The sequence below is a fragment of the Bosea vestrisii genome, assembly GCF_030144325.1.
Lineage (GTDB): Bacteria > Pseudomonadota > Alphaproteobacteria > Rhizobiales > Beijerinckiaceae > Allobosea > Allobosea vestrisii_A.
Map to the genome: position 1 here is coordinate 894,398 of NZ_CP126307.1, position 20,274 is coordinate 914,671.

Here is a 20,274-nt window from a genome sequence, read left to right on the forward strand (position 1 = left end):
CGGGCACGGCCTCAAGCCGTGCCCGCTCTGCATTTAGCGGAACATTAAGCATGACTTGCCATGCTCTCGCCCGATCCCGGCAGGTGAGAGGGCTATGGCGTTGTCTACCGCAAGTTCACGCTCGGCCGCATCGCGCCTGACGATTCAGCTCAGGATCGCGCTGGTCAGCGTCGTCTTCGTCCTCGGCCTCGTCCTGATCGGCGCTGCCTCCTGGACGGGCAGCGGCCAACTCACGGCAGCCTTCGAGGACTCCAAAGCTTACTCTGCGCTCGCCGCCCGGTCGCGCGAGGTGCGTGCCGCGAGCTTCTCGTTGAAGGCCGCCAGTCGCGATGTCCGTTTCCGCCAGGAAACCACCGATATCAAAGACTTCGGCACCGGTCTTGAATCTCTGAAGCAGGCGATCGCACGTCTCGGCAGCGCCGCCGGAGCCGACCGCGTGCGCGACAGCATCGCCGCGCTCGACGCCCCCATGAAAGCAATCGAGTCCGACTTCACCGCGATCGGCGCGATGCAACTCGCCTTGCGCGCCGCTGCTCCCGAAGGCCTCGCCGCCAGGCTGGAAGACGCCGCCGAAGCCCTGGAGACCAAGGTTCGCTCCCACAGCATGGGATCGGATTCGCCCGACCTTGCTCGCCTCCCCGGCATTCTCGCGGCCTTGCGCCGAATCGATGCCGCCTATCGCCTCTCCCTCGACGAGAGCCTGCTTGGCCAATGGGAGGTCGAGCAGGGCCGCTTCGAACGCGCGCTCGGCCGCCAGGGCATCCCGGCCGAGGCCAAGGCCGAGATCGGCCCGGCTTTCACGGCCTATGCCGAGATCGTGCCCGCCTGGACCAAGGCCGAGAAGGATTTCATGCTCGCCGGTGAAAAACTCTCCGGCGAGTTCGACCTGATCGCCCCGCCGCTGCAGGAGCTCGAAACCCGGCTCGCCGCCGAGGAAGCACAGGCCGGCGCCCGCCTCGCGGAGGCACAGGCCCGCACGCAGGCGATCATCCTCGGAACCATCGCGGCCGCGCTCGTGCTCGGCCTGATCGCCGCCTTCATCGTCGGCCGCACCACCGCCCTGCCCTTGCGCCGCCTGCGCGATGCCATGCTCAGGCTCGCCAACGGCGATTACGGGGTCGCCGTCGCCGGCCTGTCGCGCCGCGACGAGATCGGCCAGATGGCGCAGGCCGTCCAGGTCTTCAAGGAGAACGGCCTCTCTGTACAGCGGCTGGAGGCGGAGACGAGCGAAGGTCGTGCCGAAGCCGAGCGCCAGAACCTCGCCATCACCAGACAGCGCGAGGAAGCGGCCGCCGCGCAGGGCTCCCTGCTCGCCGAGCAGCGCGAGGTCGTCGGCTTGCTGGCGGATGCGCTCGCCCGTCTCTCGCAGGGCGATCTCACCGTCCGGATCGAGGATGCGGTCGCGCAGGACTACGAGGCCCTGAAGCAGGATTTCAACACCGCGATCGAGCGTCTGGCCGCCACCGTCGACGCGATCAAGGCGACCTCCGTCGAAGTCGCGACCGCCGGGCGCGAGATCACCAGCGGCGCCGACGATCTCTCCAAGCGCACCGAGGAACAGGCCTCCTCGCTGGAAGAGAGCGCCGCGACGACCGAGCAGCTCGCCGCTTCGGTCAAGGCGGCGGCCGATGCTTCTCGCCAGGCTGCAAAGCTCTCTCAGGAGGCGAGCGGCATCGCCCGCAAGGGCGGCGCCATCGTCGATGATGCGGTTCAGGCGATGAGCCGCATCGAGGAGGCCTCGCGCAAGATCTCCGACATCACCTCGGTCATCGACGAGATCGCCTTCCAGACCAATCTGCTCGCGCTCAATGCCGCGGTCGAGGCTGCCCGCGCCGGCGATGCCGGCAGGGGTTTTGCCGTCGTCGCATCGGAAGTGCGGACGCTCGCCCAGCGTTCCAGCGAAGCGGCCAAGAGCATCTCGGCGCTTATCAAAGCCTCGAACACGCAGGTTGGCGATGGCGTCGAGTTGGTGCGCTCGGCCGGCGCCGTGCTCGGCCAGATCGTCGAGGCCTCGCAGCGCGTCGCGACCACGGTCACCGAGGTCTCCTCGGCGTCTTCCGAGCAGGCCAGCGGCATCGACGAGATGAGCCAGACCATCGCCCATATGGACGAGATGACCCAGGCGAACGCCGCGCTCGCCGAGCAGAGCGCCGCCTCGGCCACGGCGCTGGGGCAGCAGATCGAGCGGCTGAACGCGCTGGTCGCGGCCTTCCGGACGCATGACGGTGGCCAAGCCGGGCACCTCGTCGATCTGAGGCACGAGCGCCGCCGCGCCTGAGCCCAACGAGGCGGTTGACGGAGACCGCGCAGCCGGCGCATGGCTGCGCGCTCCTTCAGGAAGCAGCCTTCTCATGACCGGTTCCGGCACCGACCGCACGCGCCCGTCCATCGCGGGACATGCCCCCATCGTCATCCTCGTCGAACCGCAACTCGCCGAGAATATCGGCATGTGCGCGCGCGCCATGGCGAATTTCGGCCTGTCCGAGCTGCGGCTCGTCGCGCCACGCGACGGCTGGCCGAGTGGCGGCGGCCTCAAGAAGGGCGCGACGGCAGCCGCCTCCGGCGCCACCCATATCCTCGACAATGCCCGGCTCTTCCCCGATGCCGCAGCGGCGATCGCCGATCTCAACCATGTGCTGGCGACGACGGCGCGTGAGCGCGGCCAGATGAAGCGCGTTTTCACCCCGGCCGAGGCGATGCCGAACCTCAGCGAGCGCATCGCCTCGGATGAGCGCGTCGGCATCCTGTTCGGGCGCGAGCGTATCGGCTTGACCAATGAGGAGATCAGCTTCGCCGACGCGATCCTGACCTTCCCGGTCAACCCTGCTTTCGCCTCGCTCAATCTGGCGCAGGCGGTGCTGCTCTGCGGGTATGAATGGCTGAAAGCCAGCGGCGGCGAACCGCCCTTCCGCGAGAACAACCCCTCGCCACCGGCAAGCCGGGCCACCGTGCTCTCGATGTTCGATTATCTCGAAGGCGAGCTCGAGCGCTGCGGCTTCTTCCCGCCGGGCAAGAAGCCGGTCATGACCGCCAATCTGCGCGACATCCTGCACCGGTTGGACATGACCGAACAGGAGGCGCGCACCCTGCGCGGCGTCTTCAAGTCCCTGACTGAGGGACCGAAGGCCGGCCGGAGCGGCGAGCCGAAAGCCTGACGAACGGCACGGTCAGAACCTGACCGCGAGGTTTGCCTTGAAGGCGTGGTCCTGGGAATCTTCGGCGAGCTGGGCGGTGTAGGAGGCGCCGAGCGTGACGTTGGCGCCAAGCGCGACGTCGAGGCCGGCCTCGACCAGAGCGGCGTTCCGGGCGATCGGCAGGCCGGCGATGGCGAACGGGGCGCTGCCCGAGAAGGCGAGCGTCGTCTTCGGGTCGACATCGCCGAAGGCATGGCGCCAGCCGAGCCCGCCGCGCAAGGTCAGATCCAGGCCGGCGAGGCGGGTGGTGGTCGCGGCGCGCAGGCCGAGCGTGGCATAGCCGAGGCTGGTATCGTCGCTGCCGGAGGAGAGCGCCGCCGCCCCGCCCCGCTCGGCGAAGCCATCGCTGCGCAGGACGACATAGGCGAGGCCCGCGAAAGGTTCGAGCGCGACCTGTCCCACGGCGGTTTGGCCGAGATCGATGCGGTAGCCGAGTTCGCCGAAGGCCTGAGCCGTGCCGGCATCGTAATCGGCGCGCAAGGTGTCGCCGAGCCCGGCCGCGACGATGCCGCGCCGGGTGGAAAGGTCGTGCCAGGTGTAGCTCAGACCGGTGCGCAGGTTCAGCGCACCCCATTGCCCGCCGCCATAGAGGCCGAGATGGTAGTTGTCGCTCTCGCCCGAGGAGAGGCGGCCGTTCACCGAGAACGTGCTGCGGCTATAGCCGGCGACGACGCCGAAACGCATGGTCTCGAAGGCAGCGACGTCGGCGCCGACCAGCAGCCCGCCGGTCGAGCGGGAGAGGCTCGCGGCATTGCCGTCGCTGGCGGTGCGGCCCCAGGAGCCGTAACCCTGTCCCCAGACGGCGAAGCGCTCGGCCGAAGGCGGCTTTGGCATCGGCCCCTTCACGGCGGGCGCGAGATCGGCAGTGAAGCCGTAATTCAGCGTTGCCATCGGGCTAGCGCCGACCGCACCGAAGGCCGAGCGCAGCCGGTCGTTGGCAGCCTGGCGCAGGAGCCAGCTCTCGTCGATCAGCACGGTGCGGGCCGAGGCATGGATCTCGCCGGCGAGCTGCCCGAGAGCCCTACGTGCGGCCTCCAGCGTGGCCTGGTTGTAAACGTCGGTCTGGACGGCGTTGCCGGTCGGCAGGCTATCGACCGCCTTGCCGACCTCCTGCTCGTTGCCGGTGCCGCCGATGCCGCCGGCCGTGGCGGTCTGGACCACGGAGAGATAGGCGTTGGTCGCGTCGGTGACGTTGCGCAGGCTGAGGAAGGGCGACAGCACGAGGTCGGTGCTGCCGTAATCGCCCGTCAGCCCAGTCGAGGTCAGGATGGTATAGCGCTGGCCGGCGACGAAGGCTGCGCCGGTGTAGTTGATGGCCGAGATCATCGCGCCGTTTGCCAGCGTCGCGGTGCCCTTCACGTCGATGCGGTCGGAGGTGACCGTGCCCGGATCGATCTCGACCTCGTAGACGGCCCCGGCATTCTGGACATAGGCACCGTTGACGGTGAGCGTCCCGATCGAGTTGCCGGGGCTGATCCGCCCGCCCGAGGCCACCGTCAGCGCCCCGACCGTGCCCGAGCCGCCGAGCCGCGCGCCCGACGCAACTGTCACCGCCGAGCCGGCAAGCGAGCCGTTCACGATCAGAGCGCCAGCGGAGATCGTCGTCGCGCCGGCAAAATCGCCGCTACCGGTGAGCGTCCAGGCGCTCGCACCTGTCTTCTCCAGACTGTCGAAGTTCTGATACTGCGAGGCGCTGCCGATGCCGCCGTCGAGCGTCCAGTTGTCGGCGCCGCCGAGGCGCAGGACGTCCCGGGTGCCGGCGGCGCTCGCGACGACATTGCCCATGATCTGCGAGCCGGCCTGAAGCTCCAGGGTCAGATTATTGGCTATGTTGTTGGCCATCCGAACCGCGGTGGCCGAACCGTTACCGGCCCGGATCGTGCCGCTATTGGTGAGCGAAACTGTCCATGGAAAGTTACCGTCATTCGTGATCGCGGCAGCGGCGTTGCCGCCTTCCAGCACGCCGGTGCCAAGATTATTGATCGTCAGCGGATTGGCGCCCGCACCGCGGCCCCGTATCGCCACATTGCCAGTGCCGGCGCCGCTGAGATCCGAGCCGCCACGGATCGTCCCGTAATTGGTGATCGTCGCCGCCTTGCCAGTCGTGGTCACGAAAACGCCCGCGCCGGTGTGCCCGGCCGCCAGGCTGTTGCTGCCCTGGATGACGCCGCTGGCGTTGTTGATCAGTGTCGCGCCGCTGTTGGAGATATTGACTCCGGCCCCGTTGTTGGTGATGCCGCCGCCCGTCCCTGTGCCGCCGCTGACCGTGCCGTTGTTGACGAAGGTCACGACATTGAGGAGCGAGACGCCGAGGCCGCCGGAAGCAGCTGCCCCGCCGCTGATCGAGCCATTGTTGACGACCTGCCCGGTGCTGGCGCCGACCGTCGTGATGCCGCTGTTGACGACTAGGCCGACCCCTCCCGTCCCGCCGATGAGAGTGCCCAAAATTATCAGCGAACCGCTCGGAAAATTGCCGTTGAACGTATTGCTGCTGGCTCCGGCGCCCGACAGCACGAACCCTTGCGTGTCGATCGTCAGCGACTTGGTGGGCGTCGCCAGATTGGGCGCGGTTGTGACCGTGAAACTCTGGGTCAGCACGATCGTCGAGCTGGCATCGGGGCTCGCATTCGCTGCGGCGATGGCGTTGCGCAGATCCGTCTCGTTGCTGACGAGATAGGTCGCGGCCGAGGCTGCCGAGTGGGCCAGGCCGAGCACCAGAGCAGCAAAGCTGACGGTGCGGAGAAATTGTCCTGCTGCGAAACCCTTCGAACCAGCGCGCATGCGATCCCCGGTAGCCAGCGCCGTCTGAAACGATTCAAACGGCGTGCAACCATGACTAGAGTCGGCCCGCTAAGGGAATGTTAAGACCTGAGGCAAGAGGCGCATCGGGGGGCTGCGTCTAGCGCAGGTGGAGAGCCGCACTCGGCCAGACGCCGCGGCGTCCCAACGAAAAAGGCCGGCCCGTTGGGGCCGGCCGAAGTCGGTCTCGAAACCAGGACGCTCAGAACTGGTACTTGAGCGTCGCCTTCACGGTGCGGCCGGGCTCGCTGTAGTAGTCGCGCGCCTGCGCCAGCACGCCAGTCGGCACATTGGCCGCATCGAAATACTTGCGGTCGAAGATGTTGTAGACGCCGACCTGCAGTTCGAGATCCGCGATCTGCGGCAGCGGCCGCCACCAGGCCGTAGCGTTGAAGATCGCATAGCCCGGTGCCTTGAAGCCGGCATTGGTGCCTGCCGTCGCCGCGACGTGATCGCGCCGGCCGGCGAGCTTGGTCGAGACCTCCGCCCCCCAGACATCCGTTCCATAGGCGATCGCGACGATGCCCTGCATCGGCGGGATCGAGTTGAGATAGGTGTGGTCGGTCGTATTCTTGCCGCGGGTGTAGGCGAACGAGCCGCGCACCAGCCAGTTCGGCGCGAAGGCGTACTGCATGTTCGCCTCGACGCCGGAGATCTCGGCGCGCGGAATGTTGCGGAAGCTGGTGATGCCACCCTGCGGGTAGAGGCCGCCGACGCCAGGAGCCTGGACCTGCACCGACTCGATGAAGTTGCGGTAATTGGTGTAGAAATAGGTGACCGAGCCGCCGAACTGCTTGTCGCCGAAGCGGACACCGACATCGACGCCGTTACCTGTTTCCGGACGCAGCAGGGGATTGCCGGCGCGCAGATAGGTGCTCGGCCCGCCGAAGCGGCCGTAGAGTTCGTCCGCGGTCGGCGTCCGGAAGCTCTTGGCCCATTGCGCGAAGACGGTGACATCCTTCACCACAGGCGCGTTCTTCAGGATGTCGTATTCAAGCCGGATGCGCGGCGACCAGCCGGATTCGTTCGAAGACGGCGGCAGGCCGACCGGACGCGAGCCGCCGAGCGAATAGGCCGGCGTCGCTTGCGGCTTCTCCTCGTACCAGTCGAAGCGCACGCCCGGCGTAACGCGCAGGCGGTTGTCGAGCAGGCCGATCTCGTCCTGCACATAAAGCCCGACGAGCCGGCCATCGACCTTCGGCTGGTCAGCCTGGTTGGTGAAGAGGTTGTTGCAGGTCGCCAAAGCACCCGTGAACGAACCGGAGGCCGGCCGCGCCGGGCAGTTGTCGACGCCGGCGGAGTACTGCTCCAGCGAGGACATGCGCAGCTCGGTGCCGAACGTCAGGCGGTGCGAAGCCAGCCCCGTCTGGAAGGTCTTCACGCCATAGGCATTGAAGCCATAGGCGTTTTCTTCGTTCTCGTTATCGCGCGCATACGGTCCGATGATACTGGTATAGCGCCAGGCGTTGACGAGATCGTTGCGCTTCAGCCGCTGCCAGTAGAGGCTCGCATGCGCCTCGTCGAGGAAGCCGCCGGGCTGCTTGTAGTCATAGGTCAGCGAGACGCGGTTGCGCTCGACATCCTCCCCCGTCTGATAGGAGCCTGGACGGAAGTTACCGGTCAGCGAAACCGTGCTCGTCCGGGTCTGAACGCGGTCGGCACGCTTGAAGAGTTCGGCGGTCAAGCCGAAGCGATGCGCCTCGCCGACCTGCTGGTAGATCTTGCCGAGGAAGCTGTACTGGTTGAAATCGGCCGGATTCGGCGCGGTACGGGTCGCGCCGATCGACTTGAGACTGCCCCTGTTGTCGATCTCGTGGCCGTTGCGGAAGCCGCCCTGGAGCAGCACCGAGGTGTTACCCATGCGGGCCGCCGCCGCCGCGCTGCCGAACCAGGCCCGGTCGGTGCTGTCATAGCCCGTCTTGGCGAGCGCGCCATAGGAGCGGCCGTTGCGGATGATATCCTCGGGATCGAGCGTACGAACCGCCAGCGCGCCGCCAAGCGCTCCACCGCCGAGAGTGGCACCGCCGCTGCCGCCGCGCAGCAGATCGAGCGAGGACAGTGAATCGAAGTCGAAGGCGGCGCCGATCCCGCGGCCGTTGACGCGCGTATCGGTCCGGAAGGGCTGGCGGATGCCGTCGATTGTCGTCAGCACGCGCGCCCCATCGAGGCCACGGATGTTGAGCGAATTGGTCGCCCGGTTGAAGGTGATGCCCGCCTCGACACGGTTGGACAGGTCCGTCAGGCTCTGGACCTGCTGCCGGTCGAGTTCGGCGCGGGTCGTCGTCGTCGTCGTCGGCCCCTGCAGCAGTGGCGCCGCCTGCCCTTCACCCTGCACATTGATCTGGTCGAGCACGACCTGATCGGGCGTCACAGGCGGACGCACAGGGGCCCGTTGCTGCTGCGCGAGCGCCGGCACCGTCATGGCCAGCATCAAGGCCCCAAGCGCCACGCCTTGGCGCAGCCCGCTGCAATTCATCCCCATCGCCTGTATCCTGTCGCTGAGAAGCATTCGTGCTTGCCAAATTGACTTGCCAAGACGAATTGCTTTTTATAATGCCTGAAAACTAAGCTTGATGCCTTACTTTCACCATCAGCGGTTATTTAAATGCAGTTTGACTGTCAATAGACTCGCCGCAATCTGATACATTACTTAATTATTGGAATTCTAAACTAAGATTATCACTCATCTAAACTGAAAGACGCCCACTTCGGAGGCGAGCGCCCCAGCGGCCTCGCAAAGCTGTGATGGCCCTGCTCCCGCCGCACTCGTCCTCGTGTATTGCAGCGCGAAAAGCGGCTGCCATCATGGATCGGTCGCAGGAACGGACTATTCTTCATGCTCGACCGCCGGGGATGGCTGATGGGTTCAGGTGCGCTGGCAGCAAGTCTCGCCGGCGGCCCCTTCCCTGCCCGGGCCGCCGAACCCGATGTGATCGTGATCGGCGCCGGAGCGGCGGGCATCGCCGCGGCGAAGCAGCTTCAGGCCGCAGGGCGCCAGGCCATCGTGCTCGAAGCGCGTGGTCGCCTTGGTGGGCGCACCTTCACCGATTCGTCGCTCGGCCCGTCCTACGACGCCGGGGCGATGTTCATTCACTGGGCCGAACGCAATCCCTGGACCGAGATCGCCCGCGACCTCGGCGTCGCGACCCCGGATGAAAGCTGGGGCGGCGGCTTCCAGCTCTTCCAGAGCGGCAAGCCGATGCCGGCGGGCGACCGCGCCCGGCGCCGCGGTGCCTTCGGTGAGATCGACAGACGCCTGGAGACGGCCGATCTGCAAAGCCGCGATCTCTCGGTCGCCGAGTTGCTGAGCGATCTTGGCCCCGACCTCGCGCCGGTCGCCGCTTCCGGCCTGCTGCTCTCGATCGGCGAGGAATCGGCGCGCATCTCGGCGCGCGACTATCAGCGGCTCTGGTCGGGCGAGGATTATGTCGTGCCGAGCGGCTACGGCAATCTCGTCGCGCGCTATGGCGTTGGCCTCGATATCCGCCTGAACCAGCCCGTCACGGCGATCGACTGGAGCGGCGCCGGCGTCGCGGTCACCACCGCCTCGGGAACGCTGAGGGCGCGCGCCTGCATCGTCACCGTGCCGGTCGGCGTGCTGAAGGCCGGTGGCATCCGCTTCACGCCGGAGCTGCCGGCGCGCACCCGCGACGCGCTCGCCGGCATCGGCATGGGCGCGCTGACCAAGATCGCGCTCAAGGTCGAGGGCGAGCGCTTCGGCATTGCGCCGGGCACGACCTATTTCGAGGCTGGCGCGGCCGGGCGGCTGATCAGCTTCGAGCTCTTTCCGGACGACCGCGACCTCGTCATCGGCTATTGCGGCGGCGATTTCGCCCGCGACCTCTCGATCGCCGGCCCCGCCGCCGCCCGCGAGCAGGTCGTCGATCTTCTCACTGCGATGATCGGCGGCGAATTCCGCAAGGCGGCCGGCCCCGTTTCCTTCCCAGCCTGGTGGACCGATCCGTTCTCGCACGGCTCCTACTCGGTCTGCCTGCCGGGTCACGCCGGTGCGCGCGACATCTTGGCCGAACCCATCGGCGGCAAGCTCTGGCTTTCCGGCGAGGCGACCGCCGGCGGCGGCGCAATGACCGCAGGCGGCGCGACGCTCGCCGGCCGCACCGCCGCGGCAGCCGTGGCGCGCCTCAAGGTCTAGAGCCCGAGATCGACTCTGGCACCGACAAGGCTTGCCCGACCCGCCCAGTCTTTGCCACCATGGCAGCGTTGGGGATCGATGCGGAGCCTGATGATGCGCCTGACGCTCATTCTCGCCAGCGTCCTGCTGGCCTCACCGGTGCTCGCCGCCGGACCCTATGCCAAGTTCTCGGTCGGTAACTGGGCCGGCGGCGCCTTCACCAACAACCAGACCGGCGACTTCTCACACTGCGCCGTGTCGGCGAGCTACAAGAGCGGCGTCACCATGCACGCCTCGCTCAACAGCAGCTATGGCTGGAATCTCGGCTTCTCCAACCGGGCCTGGGGGCTGAAGACCGGCACCGACGTGCCGATGGAGATGGCCTTCGACCGCAACGACATCGTCCGCATCAACGCCAAGGCGGTGCAGCCGCAGCTCGTCGTCGTGACCATGCCTGCGAATTCCAACATCGTCCGCGCCTTCCGCGGCGCCGAACTCCTCGAAGCCAACATGCTCGGCGCGCGCTACACCTTCCGCCTGACGGCGACCGCGGACATCATGCCGGCGCTGCTCGATTGCGTGAAGGCCAACGCCACCATGAAGGTCGCGCCCGGCACCCCGGCGCCGGCGCAAGGTGGCGGTAGCACGACGACCGCCACCGCCGACCCGTCCCTTCAGCTCGAGGCGGTGACGCTCGCGACCAACTTCCTGCTCAAGACGCAATTACCCGAGCCGAAAGTGCTCAGTGGCGCCGAGGCGCCTTCTGGCATCGGCAACAACGGCGCCGGCTGGCAGGCCAGGAACGCGACCGGCCTCGTGCGCGTCCTGACCGGCGCGAACCTGAAGGATGTCGACGTCGCCGCCGCGGTCTCCGCCGCCGATGCGCGCGGTTGCCAGGGCAGGTTCGCCTCGGGCCGGACGACCGACACGGTCGAGGGCAGCGCCGTGCTGCGCGGCTTCTCGTCCTGCGAGAATGGCGGTGATGCCCGCTATTCCGAGTTCTACGTGCTGCCGCGCAAACAGGGCGGCTTCGTGATGTTCTCGGTCGTGACCACGGGAGACGGCTCGCTGCATCAGCAGCGCCGTGCCGACTTCCAGCGGGCAGCGCTGACCTCCGTGCAGTGACCCTCTCAATGATGGATTTCGTCACCAACTTCTGGCGCTTCGACGGGCGCCTCAGCCGGCTCGCCTATGCCTGGCGCTGCGTGGCGACGGTCGTCGTCTTCGTGGCCTTGCTGGTTCTGGGCGCGGAGGCCTTCGGCTTGACGCCAGCCGAAGTGCCTGGCCCATTGTTCTTTGTCGAACCTATCCCCAACGCCATCCTCACACTGCTGTTCTACTGGGCGGTGATGGCGCTCTCGGCGCAGCGATTGCGAGACATGGGCTTTCCCGTTCTGCCGATCATCGCGGCGCTGATCGGTCTCGAACTGCTTGAAAACTTCGTGCTGCCTCGTTTGACGAACGCGCGCCTGCCGGATCCGCTCGACATGGCCACACCGGTCGGCGGCATTCTCTTGATCGTCGCCTACCTCTGGCTGCTGGTCTGGCCGAGCGCTACAGATCCCGCTCCCAGTTCTGACCCACCAGATCCTTCCCGAAGGAATGGTGCTTCTCTTCCGCCACCAGCCTGAAGCCCTCGGCGATGTAGATGGCGCGGGCGGCGTGCAGGATGTCGTTGGTCCACAGCACCATGCGGCGATAGCCGGCGGCCCGGGCGAAACTGAGCGCCTCGCGCACCAGGCGCTTGCCCAGGCCGAGCCCCTGCGCCCGCGTCTCGACCAACACGAGGCGAAGCTTCGCCACCTCGTCGCTCTCGCGCACGACGAAGGCCGATCCGACCGGCGCGCCGTCGAGCTCGGCGATGAGGCAGCGCTCCTGTCCGGGCCGGAACTCGCGCAGGAATTTCGCCGCGATCTCGGCGACAAGCGCCTCGAAGCTGATGTCCCAGCCATAGACCTCCGCGTACAACCGGGCATGGGCCGCGATCACCCAGCCGATATCGCCGGGCCGGTGCTCGCGGATCGTCACCGCAGGCTGCGGGCTGGCGGCGCCCGAGAGCAGCGCCTGGGCGCGATCGAGCGCGGTGACGAGTACCGCCTGCTCGCCCGCTGCAAGGCGCGACAGGATCGTGCTGGCCTGGCGGTGCGAAGCCTCGTCCAGCGGCGTGAAGGCCTTGTGCCCGGCTTCGGTCAGCCTGAGCGCGTAGGCCCGGCCATCGCCATCCGCCTTAGCCCGCTCCAGCCAACCCAGGTCGGTGAAGCGCTTCAGCAGGCGCGAGAGGTAGGCCGGATCGAGCCCGAGCTCGCGTGCCAGCTCGCCGGCCCGCCAGCCGTCGCGCTGCGCCAGCTCGTAGAGCACGCGCCCCTCCGTCAGCCCGAAGCCGGAGCCGTGCAGATCGCCGCTGAGCGCGCCGACGAAGCGCGTATGGAAACGGCCGAAGCGGCGGATCGTCGCGATTGCTGGTGTGCCGGCGGCGGACATGACTTGCCTCCTCATCGGGCTTGAGAAGCGTCAATTAATGGACAGAGTCAACTAAATTATCATGTCCGCTGCAGCGCCCCATTCATCGCTCCTTAACTGGCCGGGCGCCCAATCGAGAGCTCGGCAGACACGATGAGTTCCAGTGCGATGCAGGTCGATCTTCTGGCCGGAGCCGGCTATGCCGCCCCGATGCTGCCCTTGCGAATTCCGACCGTCCTCGTCTTCGATTCCGGCCTCGGCGGGTTGACCGTGCTGCGCGAGGTGATGCGCCAGCGCCCCGACGCAGACATCGTCTACGCCGCCGACGATGCCGCCTTCCCCTATGGCCGCCTCGACGAGCCGGCGCTGGTCGTGCGCGTGCTGGAAGTGATGGAGCGCCTCGTCGACCGCTTCCATCCCGATCTCGTCGTCATCGCCTGCAACACCGCCTCGACCCTGGTCCTGCCGGCCCTGCGCGCCCGCTTCGCCATTCCCTTCGTCGGCACCGTCCCGGCAGTGAAAACGGCGGCCGAGCGCACCCGCAGCCACCTCATCTCCGTGCTGGCGACGCCCGGCACCGTCGCCCGCGACTACACCCGCGACCTGATCGAGCGCTATGCCGCCGGTTGCGAGGTCATTCTCGTCGGGGCGCGCAACCTCGCCGGTCTGGCGGAAGCGGCATTGCAGGGCGAACCCGTCGCCGACGCCGAGATCGCCGCCGAGATCGCACCCTGCTTCGTCACCCGCGGCGGAAGGCGCACCGATGTGGTGACGCTCGCCTGCACGCATTATCCCCTGCTGCTGGCGCGCCTGCAGCGGCTCGCGCCCTGGCCGGTCGAGTGGATCGATCCCGCTCCGGCGATCGCGCGGCGCACGGCGCAACTGCTCGGCCCGGCGCAGATCCGCCCGGAGCCCGCCATGACCGTCGCCGTTTTCACCGACGGCTCGCGTCTTTCAGGCCCGGCCCATATCGCGCTCGCCGGCTTCGGCCTGGCGCGGATCGAGACCGAGCCGCTGCCGCTCTCGATCTGACCATATTTTGGAACAGTTCTGATCTGAAGGCGTTATCGCCACCACCACCCTTTACCGGGGAGAGAGCGATGAAGAAGTTGATTCTGGCCGCTATCCTCGGGCTCGGCGCCATGCTGTTCGGGCTCGGCGGCATCGACTACGCGCAAGCCAAGCCGAAAGGCTGGCACGGGCACAAGGGCCATCATTACGGCCACAGCTACGGCCCGCGCCGTCACCATGGCTGGAATCGTGGCCGCCATCTCGGCTGGTACAAACACCCGCATCATCGCCGCGCTTATTGGCGCTATTGACGCCGGCTCGTTGACTTCCAGCTCGACATCCCTCATAGGCACCGGCGTCGCGCGGCTCCTCACGGGGCCGCGTGGCTTTTTCCGCACCCGTGATCCGCTTCTCTTCGGAGGCCGGATCTGTCACCCCGGAAACGGGGACAGGAGGGCGCGGTCCTCAACTCGCGAACCACAGAGGACACGCGATATGTCGAAGCGCCATGAGGCAAAGTACAAGATTGACCGCCGCCTCGGTCAGAACATCTGGGGCCGTCCGAAGTCCCCGGTCAACCGCCGCGAATACGGCCCCGGCCAGCACGGCCAGCGCCGCAAGGGCAAGCCGTCCGACTTCGGCACCCAGCTGCGCGCCAAGCAGAAGCTGAAGGGCTATTACGGCTCGATCTCCGAGAAGCAGTTCCGCCGTTATTACGCCGAGGCGATCCGCCTCAAGGGCGACTCGGGCGAGAACCTGGTCGGCCTGCTCGAGCGTCGTCTCGACGCGGTGATCTACCGCGCCAAGTTCGTCGCGACCGTCTTCGCCGCCCGCCAGTTCGTCAACCATGGCCATGTCACGGTCAATGGCAAGCGCGTCAACATCGCGTCCTACCAGGTCAAGCCGGGCGATGTGATCGCGGTCAAGGAGAGCTCGCGCCAGCTCGCCATAGTGATCGAGGCCGCTCAGCTCGCCGAGCGCGACGTGCCCGATTACATCGACGCCGACCACAACAAGTCGACCGCCACCTTCACCCGCACGCCGACCCTGACGGACGTGCCCTATGCGGTGCAGATGGAGCCGAACCTGGTCATCGAGTTCTACTCTCGGTAATACACTCGGAACGGGAACGAATACCCGTTTGTTTTCAACAGCTTGGGGGACGGCGAGATTTCGCCTTCCCCCACACGCCACCCTACACGTTTTCCCCCTCACGCTTTCGAACAGCGGTTGACCCGAGCACTAAGTCCGCTCTCCGTTTGCCTTGGCCGCCCAATGCGCGGCACTCGCTCAGGATTTAGCGGCGGCGTACATGAGCCCCCCGGACGGGTAACTCCCCTTCTGTCGAGTGGTCGCCACGGGCCATCAGCAACGCATCCTCCACATGCTTTTGCGGCGCGTGGAAGCTGATGTGCTCACAGAGGTGTGTGGAGAAGGCTTCTAGGTCATCGATGCTTGGATCGCACTCCCACGACAAACCTAGTGCGACCGTCAATGCTAGCCTGTAGAGCGGCGCTGCGAAGTTGAGAAGACTGCGTCCGCACCGTGAGAGCACAAGCGTGTCGGGAGTGACGGGATTGCCATGCAGAAACTGATTTCGAACGTGATGCAGGCGCTCGTATAGCTCTCCAGCAAGGTTTGTCTCATAGACTCGTTTTTGTTTCCTGAAACCGCGATCAATCTCAAATCGCTCCTTTCTTTGCCATTTTACATCTGCAAACAGCCTCAGTACGTGACCAAGCCCTGAGCCTGCGTTGTGCGCAAGTATCTCGAACGCACTCACCCATAGGGCAACAGCCCGCCCAGCATCCAGAAATGTCGCATCGGCTCTGCCCGGCATGCGCGATGCGTAGTTCGCCATATTCAAGGAACGAAAAAGAGCGACATCTTCGATGCTCCTAGACGTGCCCGCAAAAAGCGCATCCCATCTAGCCACCAAAGCCGAAAGCAGTACTTGATCGAAATCACTGTCACTTATTACTGATCGCGATAGACCAGCCGCTGATTGGCCTTTGAACTTCTTGAGGTCGTGAATAGCGAGCATGCTCGGCGTCGATGATATAAGATGCTCGTCGTACGTGTTGCTAAGCCCCCACGGGTGAATATCGAACGAGTCGGAGAAGTTGGCACCATACGATCTACCGTGAAGAAGGGCGTTTGCATGACTAACGGCGAGCACACTGATCGATACGGCATCGCGGAAGCCAGTTAAGGCACCTACCGTCAGAACCGAAGCTGGCGCGTCTTCTCGATGTAGCAGGACGCTTGGGCGAACCCGGTCTCCAAAGCCGTCAGTGAACTTCCGAAGGAACCTGCCGACATTCGGATGCCGCCTAACAAGGGCTCGTACTCGTACATCGTTGGTCGGGACGAGTGCAGCATATGAGCACTCTAAGGGGATACGCAGTTCGACATTCGGTAGAACCCAAGAAGCCTCCCACACCGTAGCCCCTCCGCTTCAGTCGCCCAGGCGCGATCGATCAGGCGCAGGCACTTTGACCAGTCCAACAGGTCGCGTGCCTAGTGGTAAGAGATCGCCGACCGCACCCAAGCGATCTTGGTCGATGCCCATGTATCCGCCCTTGGCCAGACCGCCGTTATCGATCCGCAACACCGGCTTCAGTTCAACGCCCCGAACGCTCACAGTCGCGGCTTGGATGCTGCCTCCAACACCCGGAACGCGCTCGTCTTCAATGATCGCCTGAAGAGCCTCATACGGGCTTGCTTTGCGGCCAGCGGCCCAACTCCGGTCAATGAAATCCTGCACTTCGGCGACACCTTGACCAAGGCCGTACAGTCCAAAGCGCTTGAAATCCATCGGCTCAGATTTGCTGGTCGCTCCGCCTTCCGCATCCACTCCGATCTCAAAGCTGTGGGCCACCGCTCCCTCGTTCTCCCAGCCGAAGACCACTCCCTCGAAAAGGCACTTATCGGACGGATAATACTTGCGTATTTCACCTACGACCTGAACGGCGCAACGCGCGTAGTAGTCTGAAACGGCAGCGACCGAAGGCGCAGAACTCCCCAAAGGCCCCGTTAAGTTCCGCAGGCCGGCGCTCGCTATCGCATGCGTCACTTGTCCAGCCGCAGTATGGCCAGCGAACGCGAAACCCATGTCCAGGCAATGGCGTGCCGGCTCTTCATGTTCGCCGTAGGCTTCGATCCGGACAGGAATAGAGAAAATCTTCGGCCCCACCTCTAGAGCATTGCGCTCGCCCGACCGGAACAAGGTGTCGGCAATGACTACGGCGTCCGAACCATTCTTCCACAGCAGAACTAACGTCATCCCTACGATCCCGTTTTGAGTCGTGCGTTATCTCTGAGGATTGTTGCTGCGACCGCAAGCGTGAGGAGGCGGAAGAAGCGCGGTGCAGCTAGACCACCGAGATGTTTTTCTCAGGAAAATCTGAGAGCCCTCTCCTCTGCGGCCGCCTCCCCATTCCCCCCGTAGCCCCCTCGCGTTTCCTGTAGGCCACCATCACGTGACCTGCTCAGCGGGCATTTCGGTTTGTGGTGCATTGACTTCACCGGACGCGGAACGAAGCCTGCAACGCATTCGCTCAAATAATGCGGTCCGCCGTAAGGGCACCATAACGCCTGCTGCCGCACCTTGCCGGAATGCATCGCGGTCATTTCAGACCAAGGCGGAGAGCGCCCGCATGGCGGAGGTGGATTGCCCGCCCGCGCAATGCTGTCTTTCTGCTCGGGCTCGCGTTGGCAGGCGGAATGATGCTGTATCGGACGCCGCTGCAATCCGCTCTTTCGCCTAGTTGCACCGTCCGGGGCAACATCAGGCCAACCAGCGGTGAGCGCATCTATCACCTGCCAGGACAGAGCTTTTACGCCGAGACCACGATTAAGCCGTGGCGAGGGGAGCGGTGGTTCTGCTCGGAGGCTGAAGCGCAGGCGGCGGGCTGGCGGCGCTCTCGGGTTTAGAGGCGCTTCCGGATAATCTGCGGCGAAAATGTGAAAGCCCACATAAGATCAGCCGCGCTCTCCAATCCCCCGGGGCCCCTCGCGTTTCCTATAGGTGACATCGCGGTAGACTGCCGGGGTCCTGAAGGGCCTCTTGCCGCTACAGGCCGGGAGCTTACAGGGCGTTTCGGAGGAGGTCCGCTCCGTTAAAGGCTGTCGCCATCTAGCCTCTAGTGTCAGCCGCCGTTAGCCTGTTTCACAACGTCATCCAGTATCACTCGGCCCTCTAGGCATTCCTTTTCCTTGGGGCCGCCTTTGGCATCTCGCATTTCCCCGGACACCCTAACCGAGTGCAAAAGGAGGAGGCGCTCATGCGTTTCGTCGCCTTCCACATAGCCCATTTTCTTGGCGATCGAAACAATCTCTGATCTGGTTCGATCCGGGGTCGCGCCAAACGCTTTCGTACAAGCGTGCTCGCGGCCGACTAGGAAGCCAATCAACTCGATCCCTGCTTGAATGGTTGCCCTTGGCTTAGGCTGAGCTTGCGCAGCGCCTGTGAACAGCACACCCAAAGCAACAATCACCTTTGTGCGCATCCGTTGGCCCTTCCTGTCGAAGTTGTTGGCGTTGCCAGATGGCGGCCATGCCGTCCAGAGCCTGATCTGCGAAAAGTCGCATTGCCTAACAGGTCATTCTCAACGGCGCGGGCGTGGCGTTGCTGGTCGCTTGGGTATGCCCGTGGAAGACCGGCAGGAGACGGCTCGAAACGACATATTGACCTATCCTTAGAATACCTCTAGATAGTGACCTATCCAAAGAGGACTAGGGAGATGCATATGTTCGTCCGGGCCTATCTCAGAGCTTCCACAACAGAGCAGGACGCCACGCGAGCCCGCGAGCAGGTTGAAGCCTTCGCCAGCGAGCGCGGGCTTGTCATCGCCGCTACCTACATCGAGAACGAGAGCGGCGCTTCGCTCAAGCGTCCCGAGCTATTCCGGCTACTGGCCGACAGCCGGCCGGGCGATGTCCTCCTCATCGAACAGGTAGACCGCCTGTCTCGCCTGAATGCAGAGGATTGGTCCAAGCTCAAGGCCGAGTTGGCTTCCCGCCACGTCCGCGTCGTCGCGCTGGACCTGCCGACGAGCTGGGCCATGGCAGACCCCAAGGCCGACGAGTTCACGGTGCGGATGTTTGACGCCATCAACGCGATGATGCTCGACATGCTCGCCGCCATCGCCCGCAAGGACTATGAGGACCGCCGCCGCCGACAGGCGCAAGGGCAAGCCCAGGCGAAGGCCGAGGGGCGCTACAAGGGCCGCCCGGTGAACACGGAGCGCAACGACAACATCGCCTCTCTGCTCAAGGCAGGCATGTCATGGGCGAAGGTGCAGGCCATCACCGGATGCAGCCGGGGGCAGGTAGCGAAGATCGCGAAAGAGACGGCGCAGATATCGGCCTAGGGCTTCGGTAAGGCGAGCGGCTATCGCATCCTGAAGGCCCGAACAACGGACTGGTTGGGGCTGTTGACTTGCGACAACGTCCGCGCATTATTTTCACGGTCTCCATCCTTCGAGCGGCACATGAAACCGACCGTCGAAGCCTACACCGTGGCGCTGCCGTGGTATGAGCGTGAGGACTTTTCCCGGCTACTGGAGCTAGCGGAGGATCGCGGCGAGTTTTCGCCTAGCTATGACGACTGGCACCGCAGCGCCGTCGCGGTGATGAACGCATGGCTGGCACGAGGCAAGGCGCTTCAGATCGTGACGGTGCGTCCAGAGCCGTTCGTTAGATGGCTCGCAGATCGAGACCTGCCAAATACAGCGCCAAACCGGCTTCGCTTTGTTGAAGAACTGGCCTTGGGGAAGCACGAGTCACCCGCCTACGCAGCTCTCAAGACATCTGCTGATACCCGTGAGATCGGCCGGGCTGCTCAGGAACGGGGGTCGTAAGCCTCTGCGGGCCGCGGCATCGCATCGGCAGCAACCTATCGGTTGACCCGCTCTTGCGCTGCGGTACGTAGTTGCCCGCCAACTTCGCAGCCGTCGCCGCGTAGGGGTGGTTCCTGATACAGGTCGCCCGTCTACAGGCGCCTCGCCGCACTGGCCGCTACCTCACAAGCCTGACGCCCTCCCCGGCCGTCCTTGCGGTCCACCTACCCGTTACCGGACACATCACAGAATGGAATCCGTCTGACCTGATCGAGTCAAAAAACTGATTAGACCGGAAGCGGATAGAGACTCAATAAAGAGTAGCCATAAGGCTGCCTTTCCGGGGACTGACCGTGACGACCTCCAGCAACAGCATCGACTTCGCTCAGTACATCGCCATCCCTCTCGTGGGCGCATCGTTCGTTCATAGGGAAGAGAAGCGGCGTGCGTGGCTCCCCTTCTTCCATATCGACACGCACCACGAAGACGATACCTGCGGGGATGACGGTATTGAGATCAAAGGGTACGGGGCTATCCGGGGCTATAGCCTTCACGTCGGACGCTGGCTCATCGCTGTGGATCGCCCGACCGAGGACGGACTGGAAACCCGGAACGCCCCGCTGACTTGGAACCAGAACGCTTGGCTCGTCCTCGCAGCTCCTGCCGTAACCCTTGCAGGTTTCTCCGCGTGCCTTCTCGGGGGCCTCTTCACCCACTTCTTCGGCAAGCTCTCAGGACCTAGCCGCCCGGACCTCCTCCCCGAACTCTGATGTCACTTCATTTTTCCGACGCCTACCCGGCCGGGGCGGAGCAATCCACTCCGGCCTTCCTGTCT

The 20,274-nt window shown here is 65.1% G+C and carries 18 protein-coding genes; 12 read left to right on the forward strand and 6 right to left on the reverse strand.

The features are described from left to right. The first annotated feature begins 94 nt into the window (after positions 1-94). Positions 95-2,278, forward strand: coding sequence for a methyl-accepting chemotaxis protein (locus QO058_RS04370; RefSeq protein ID WP_284170576.1), 2,184 nt, complete (start codon positions 95-97; stop codon positions 2,276-2,278). Positions 2,279-2,351: 73 nt separating this feature from the next. Then, the gene (locus QO058_RS04375) at positions 2,352-3,155 is read left to right on the forward strand and encodes an RNA methyltransferase (protein ID WP_284170577.1); all 804 of its coding nucleotides are present in this window, start codon (positions 2,352-2,354) and stop codon (positions 3,153-3,155) included. Between the two features lie 12 nt (positions 3,156-3,167). On the opposite strand, the gene QO058_RS04380 is transcribed toward QO058_RS04375, so the two are convergent. Together QO058_RS04380 and QO058_RS04385 are read right to left on the reverse strand one after the other, a co-directional pair. Beyond that, positions 3,168-5,975: an autotransporter outer membrane beta-barrel domain-containing protein gene (locus QO058_RS04380; RefSeq protein ID WP_284170579.1), complete on the reverse strand. Its 2,808-nt coding sequence runs from the start codon at positions 5,973-5,975 to the stop codon at positions 3,168-3,170. Positions 5,976-6,195: 220 nt separating this feature from the next. Further along, positions 6,196-8,475, reverse strand: a complete 2,280-nt coding sequence (locus tag QO058_RS04385; protein WP_284170581.1) for a TonB-dependent hemoglobin/transferrin/lactoferrin family receptor — start codon at positions 8,473-8,475, stop codon at positions 6,196-6,198. Positions 8,476-8,829: 354 nt separating this feature from the next. Here QO058_RS04385 and QO058_RS04390 point away from each other — a divergent pair, with 354 nt between their 5' ends. The 3 genes from QO058_RS04390 to QO058_RS04400 all read left to right on the forward strand — a co-directional run bounded on the left by QO058_RS04390 (position 8,830) and on the right by QO058_RS04400 (position 11,756). Continuing rightward, a complete protein-coding gene (locus tag QO058_RS04390) occupies positions 8,830-10,146 on the forward strand; it encodes a flavin monoamine oxidase family protein (RefSeq protein ID WP_284170583.1) in 1,317 nt (438 codons plus the stop codon). 93 nt (positions 10,147-10,239) lie between these two features. After that, positions 10,240-11,250, forward strand: coding sequence for a hypothetical protein (locus tag QO058_RS04395; RefSeq protein ID WP_284170585.1), 1,011 nt, complete (start codon positions 10,240-10,242; stop codon positions 11,248-11,250). A gap of 8 nt (positions 11,251-11,258) precedes the next feature. Beyond that, positions 11,259-11,756, forward strand: coding sequence for a DUF805 domain-containing protein (locus QO058_RS04400; RefSeq protein WP_284170586.1), 498 nt, complete (start codon positions 11,259-11,261; stop codon positions 11,754-11,756). Here the strand turns inward: QO058_RS04400 and QO058_RS04405 are convergent. After that, a complete protein-coding gene (locus QO058_RS04405; RefSeq protein WP_284170588.1) occupies positions 11,680-12,606 on the reverse strand; it encodes a bifunctional helix-turn-helix transcriptional regulator/GNAT family N-acetyltransferase in 927 nt (308 codons plus the stop codon). The genes QO058_RS04400 and QO058_RS04405 overlap by 77 nt on opposite strands. 147 nt (positions 12,607-12,753) lie before the next feature. On the opposite strand from QO058_RS04405, the gene murI reads away from it, so the two are divergent. The 3 genes from murI (at position 12,754) to rpsD (ending at position 14,709) form a co-directional block, all read left to right on the forward strand. After that, positions 12,754-13,617, forward strand: a complete 864-nt coding sequence (gene murI, locus QO058_RS04410; RefSeq protein WP_284172815.1) for a glutamate racemase — start codon at positions 12,754-12,756, stop codon at positions 13,615-13,617. 68 nt (positions 13,618-13,685) lie between these two features. Next, positions 13,686-13,907, forward strand: coding sequence for a hypothetical protein (locus QO058_RS04415; RefSeq protein WP_284170590.1), 222 nt, complete (start codon positions 13,686-13,688; stop codon positions 13,905-13,907). A gap of 184 nt (positions 13,908-14,091) precedes the next feature. Next, positions 14,092-14,709 (forward strand): 30S ribosomal protein S4, encoded by a 618-nt coding sequence (gene rpsD, locus QO058_RS04420; RefSeq protein WP_284170592.1) that lies wholly within the window; start codon positions 14,092-14,094, stop codon positions 14,707-14,709. 184 nt (positions 14,710-14,893) lie between these two features. Here the strand turns inward: rpsD and QO058_RS04425 are convergent, their stop codons facing one another. Both QO058_RS04425 and QO058_RS04430 read right to left on the reverse strand, forming a co-directional pair. Beyond that, on the reverse strand, positions 14,894-15,640 hold the full coding sequence (locus QO058_RS04425; protein ID WP_284170593.1) for a hypothetical protein: 747 nt from the start codon (positions 15,638-15,640) through the stop codon (positions 14,894-14,896). A gap of 414 nt (positions 15,641-16,054) precedes the next feature. Beyond that, positions 16,055-16,882, reverse strand: a complete 828-nt coding sequence (locus QO058_RS04430; RefSeq protein ID WP_284170594.1) for a hypothetical protein — start codon at positions 16,880-16,882, stop codon at positions 16,055-16,057. A gap of 443 nt (positions 16,883-17,325) precedes the next feature. On the opposite strand from QO058_RS04430, the gene QO058_RS31605 reads away from it, so the two are divergent. Continuing rightward, positions 17,326-17,532 (forward strand): sunset domain-containing protein, encoded by a 207-nt coding sequence (locus QO058_RS31605; RefSeq protein ID WP_465248689.1) that lies wholly within the window; start codon positions 17,326-17,328, stop codon positions 17,530-17,532. Between the two features lie 215 nt (positions 17,533-17,747). Here QO058_RS31605 and QO058_RS04440 read toward each other — a convergent pair whose 3' ends face one another. Beyond that, positions 17,748-18,107, reverse strand: a complete 360-nt coding sequence (locus tag QO058_RS04440) for a hypothetical protein (RefSeq protein ID WP_284170597.1) — start codon at positions 18,105-18,107, stop codon at positions 17,748-17,750. A 240-nt stretch (positions 18,108-18,347) separates the two neighbouring features. Between QO058_RS04440 and QO058_RS04445 the strand changes: the two genes are divergently transcribed. The 3 genes from QO058_RS04445 (at position 18,348) to QO058_RS04455 (ending at position 20,209) form a co-directional block, all read left to right on the forward strand. Then, positions 18,348-18,971 (forward strand): recombinase family protein, encoded by a 624-nt coding sequence (locus tag QO058_RS04445; RefSeq protein WP_284172816.1) that lies wholly within the window; start codon positions 18,348-18,350, stop codon positions 18,969-18,971. A 120-nt stretch (positions 18,972-19,091) separates the two neighbouring features. Next, on the forward strand, positions 19,092-19,460 hold the full coding sequence (locus QO058_RS04450; RefSeq protein WP_284170598.1) for a hypothetical protein: 369 nt from the start codon (positions 19,092-19,094) through the stop codon (positions 19,458-19,460). A gap of 332 nt (positions 19,461-19,792) precedes the next feature. Then, positions 19,793-20,209 carry a hypothetical protein gene (locus QO058_RS04455; protein WP_284170599.1) on the forward strand — a complete coding sequence of 139 codons (417 nt, stop codon included), beginning with the start codon at positions 19,793-19,795 and terminating at the stop codon, positions 20,207-20,209. Positions 20,210-20,274 lie beyond the last annotated feature (65 nt).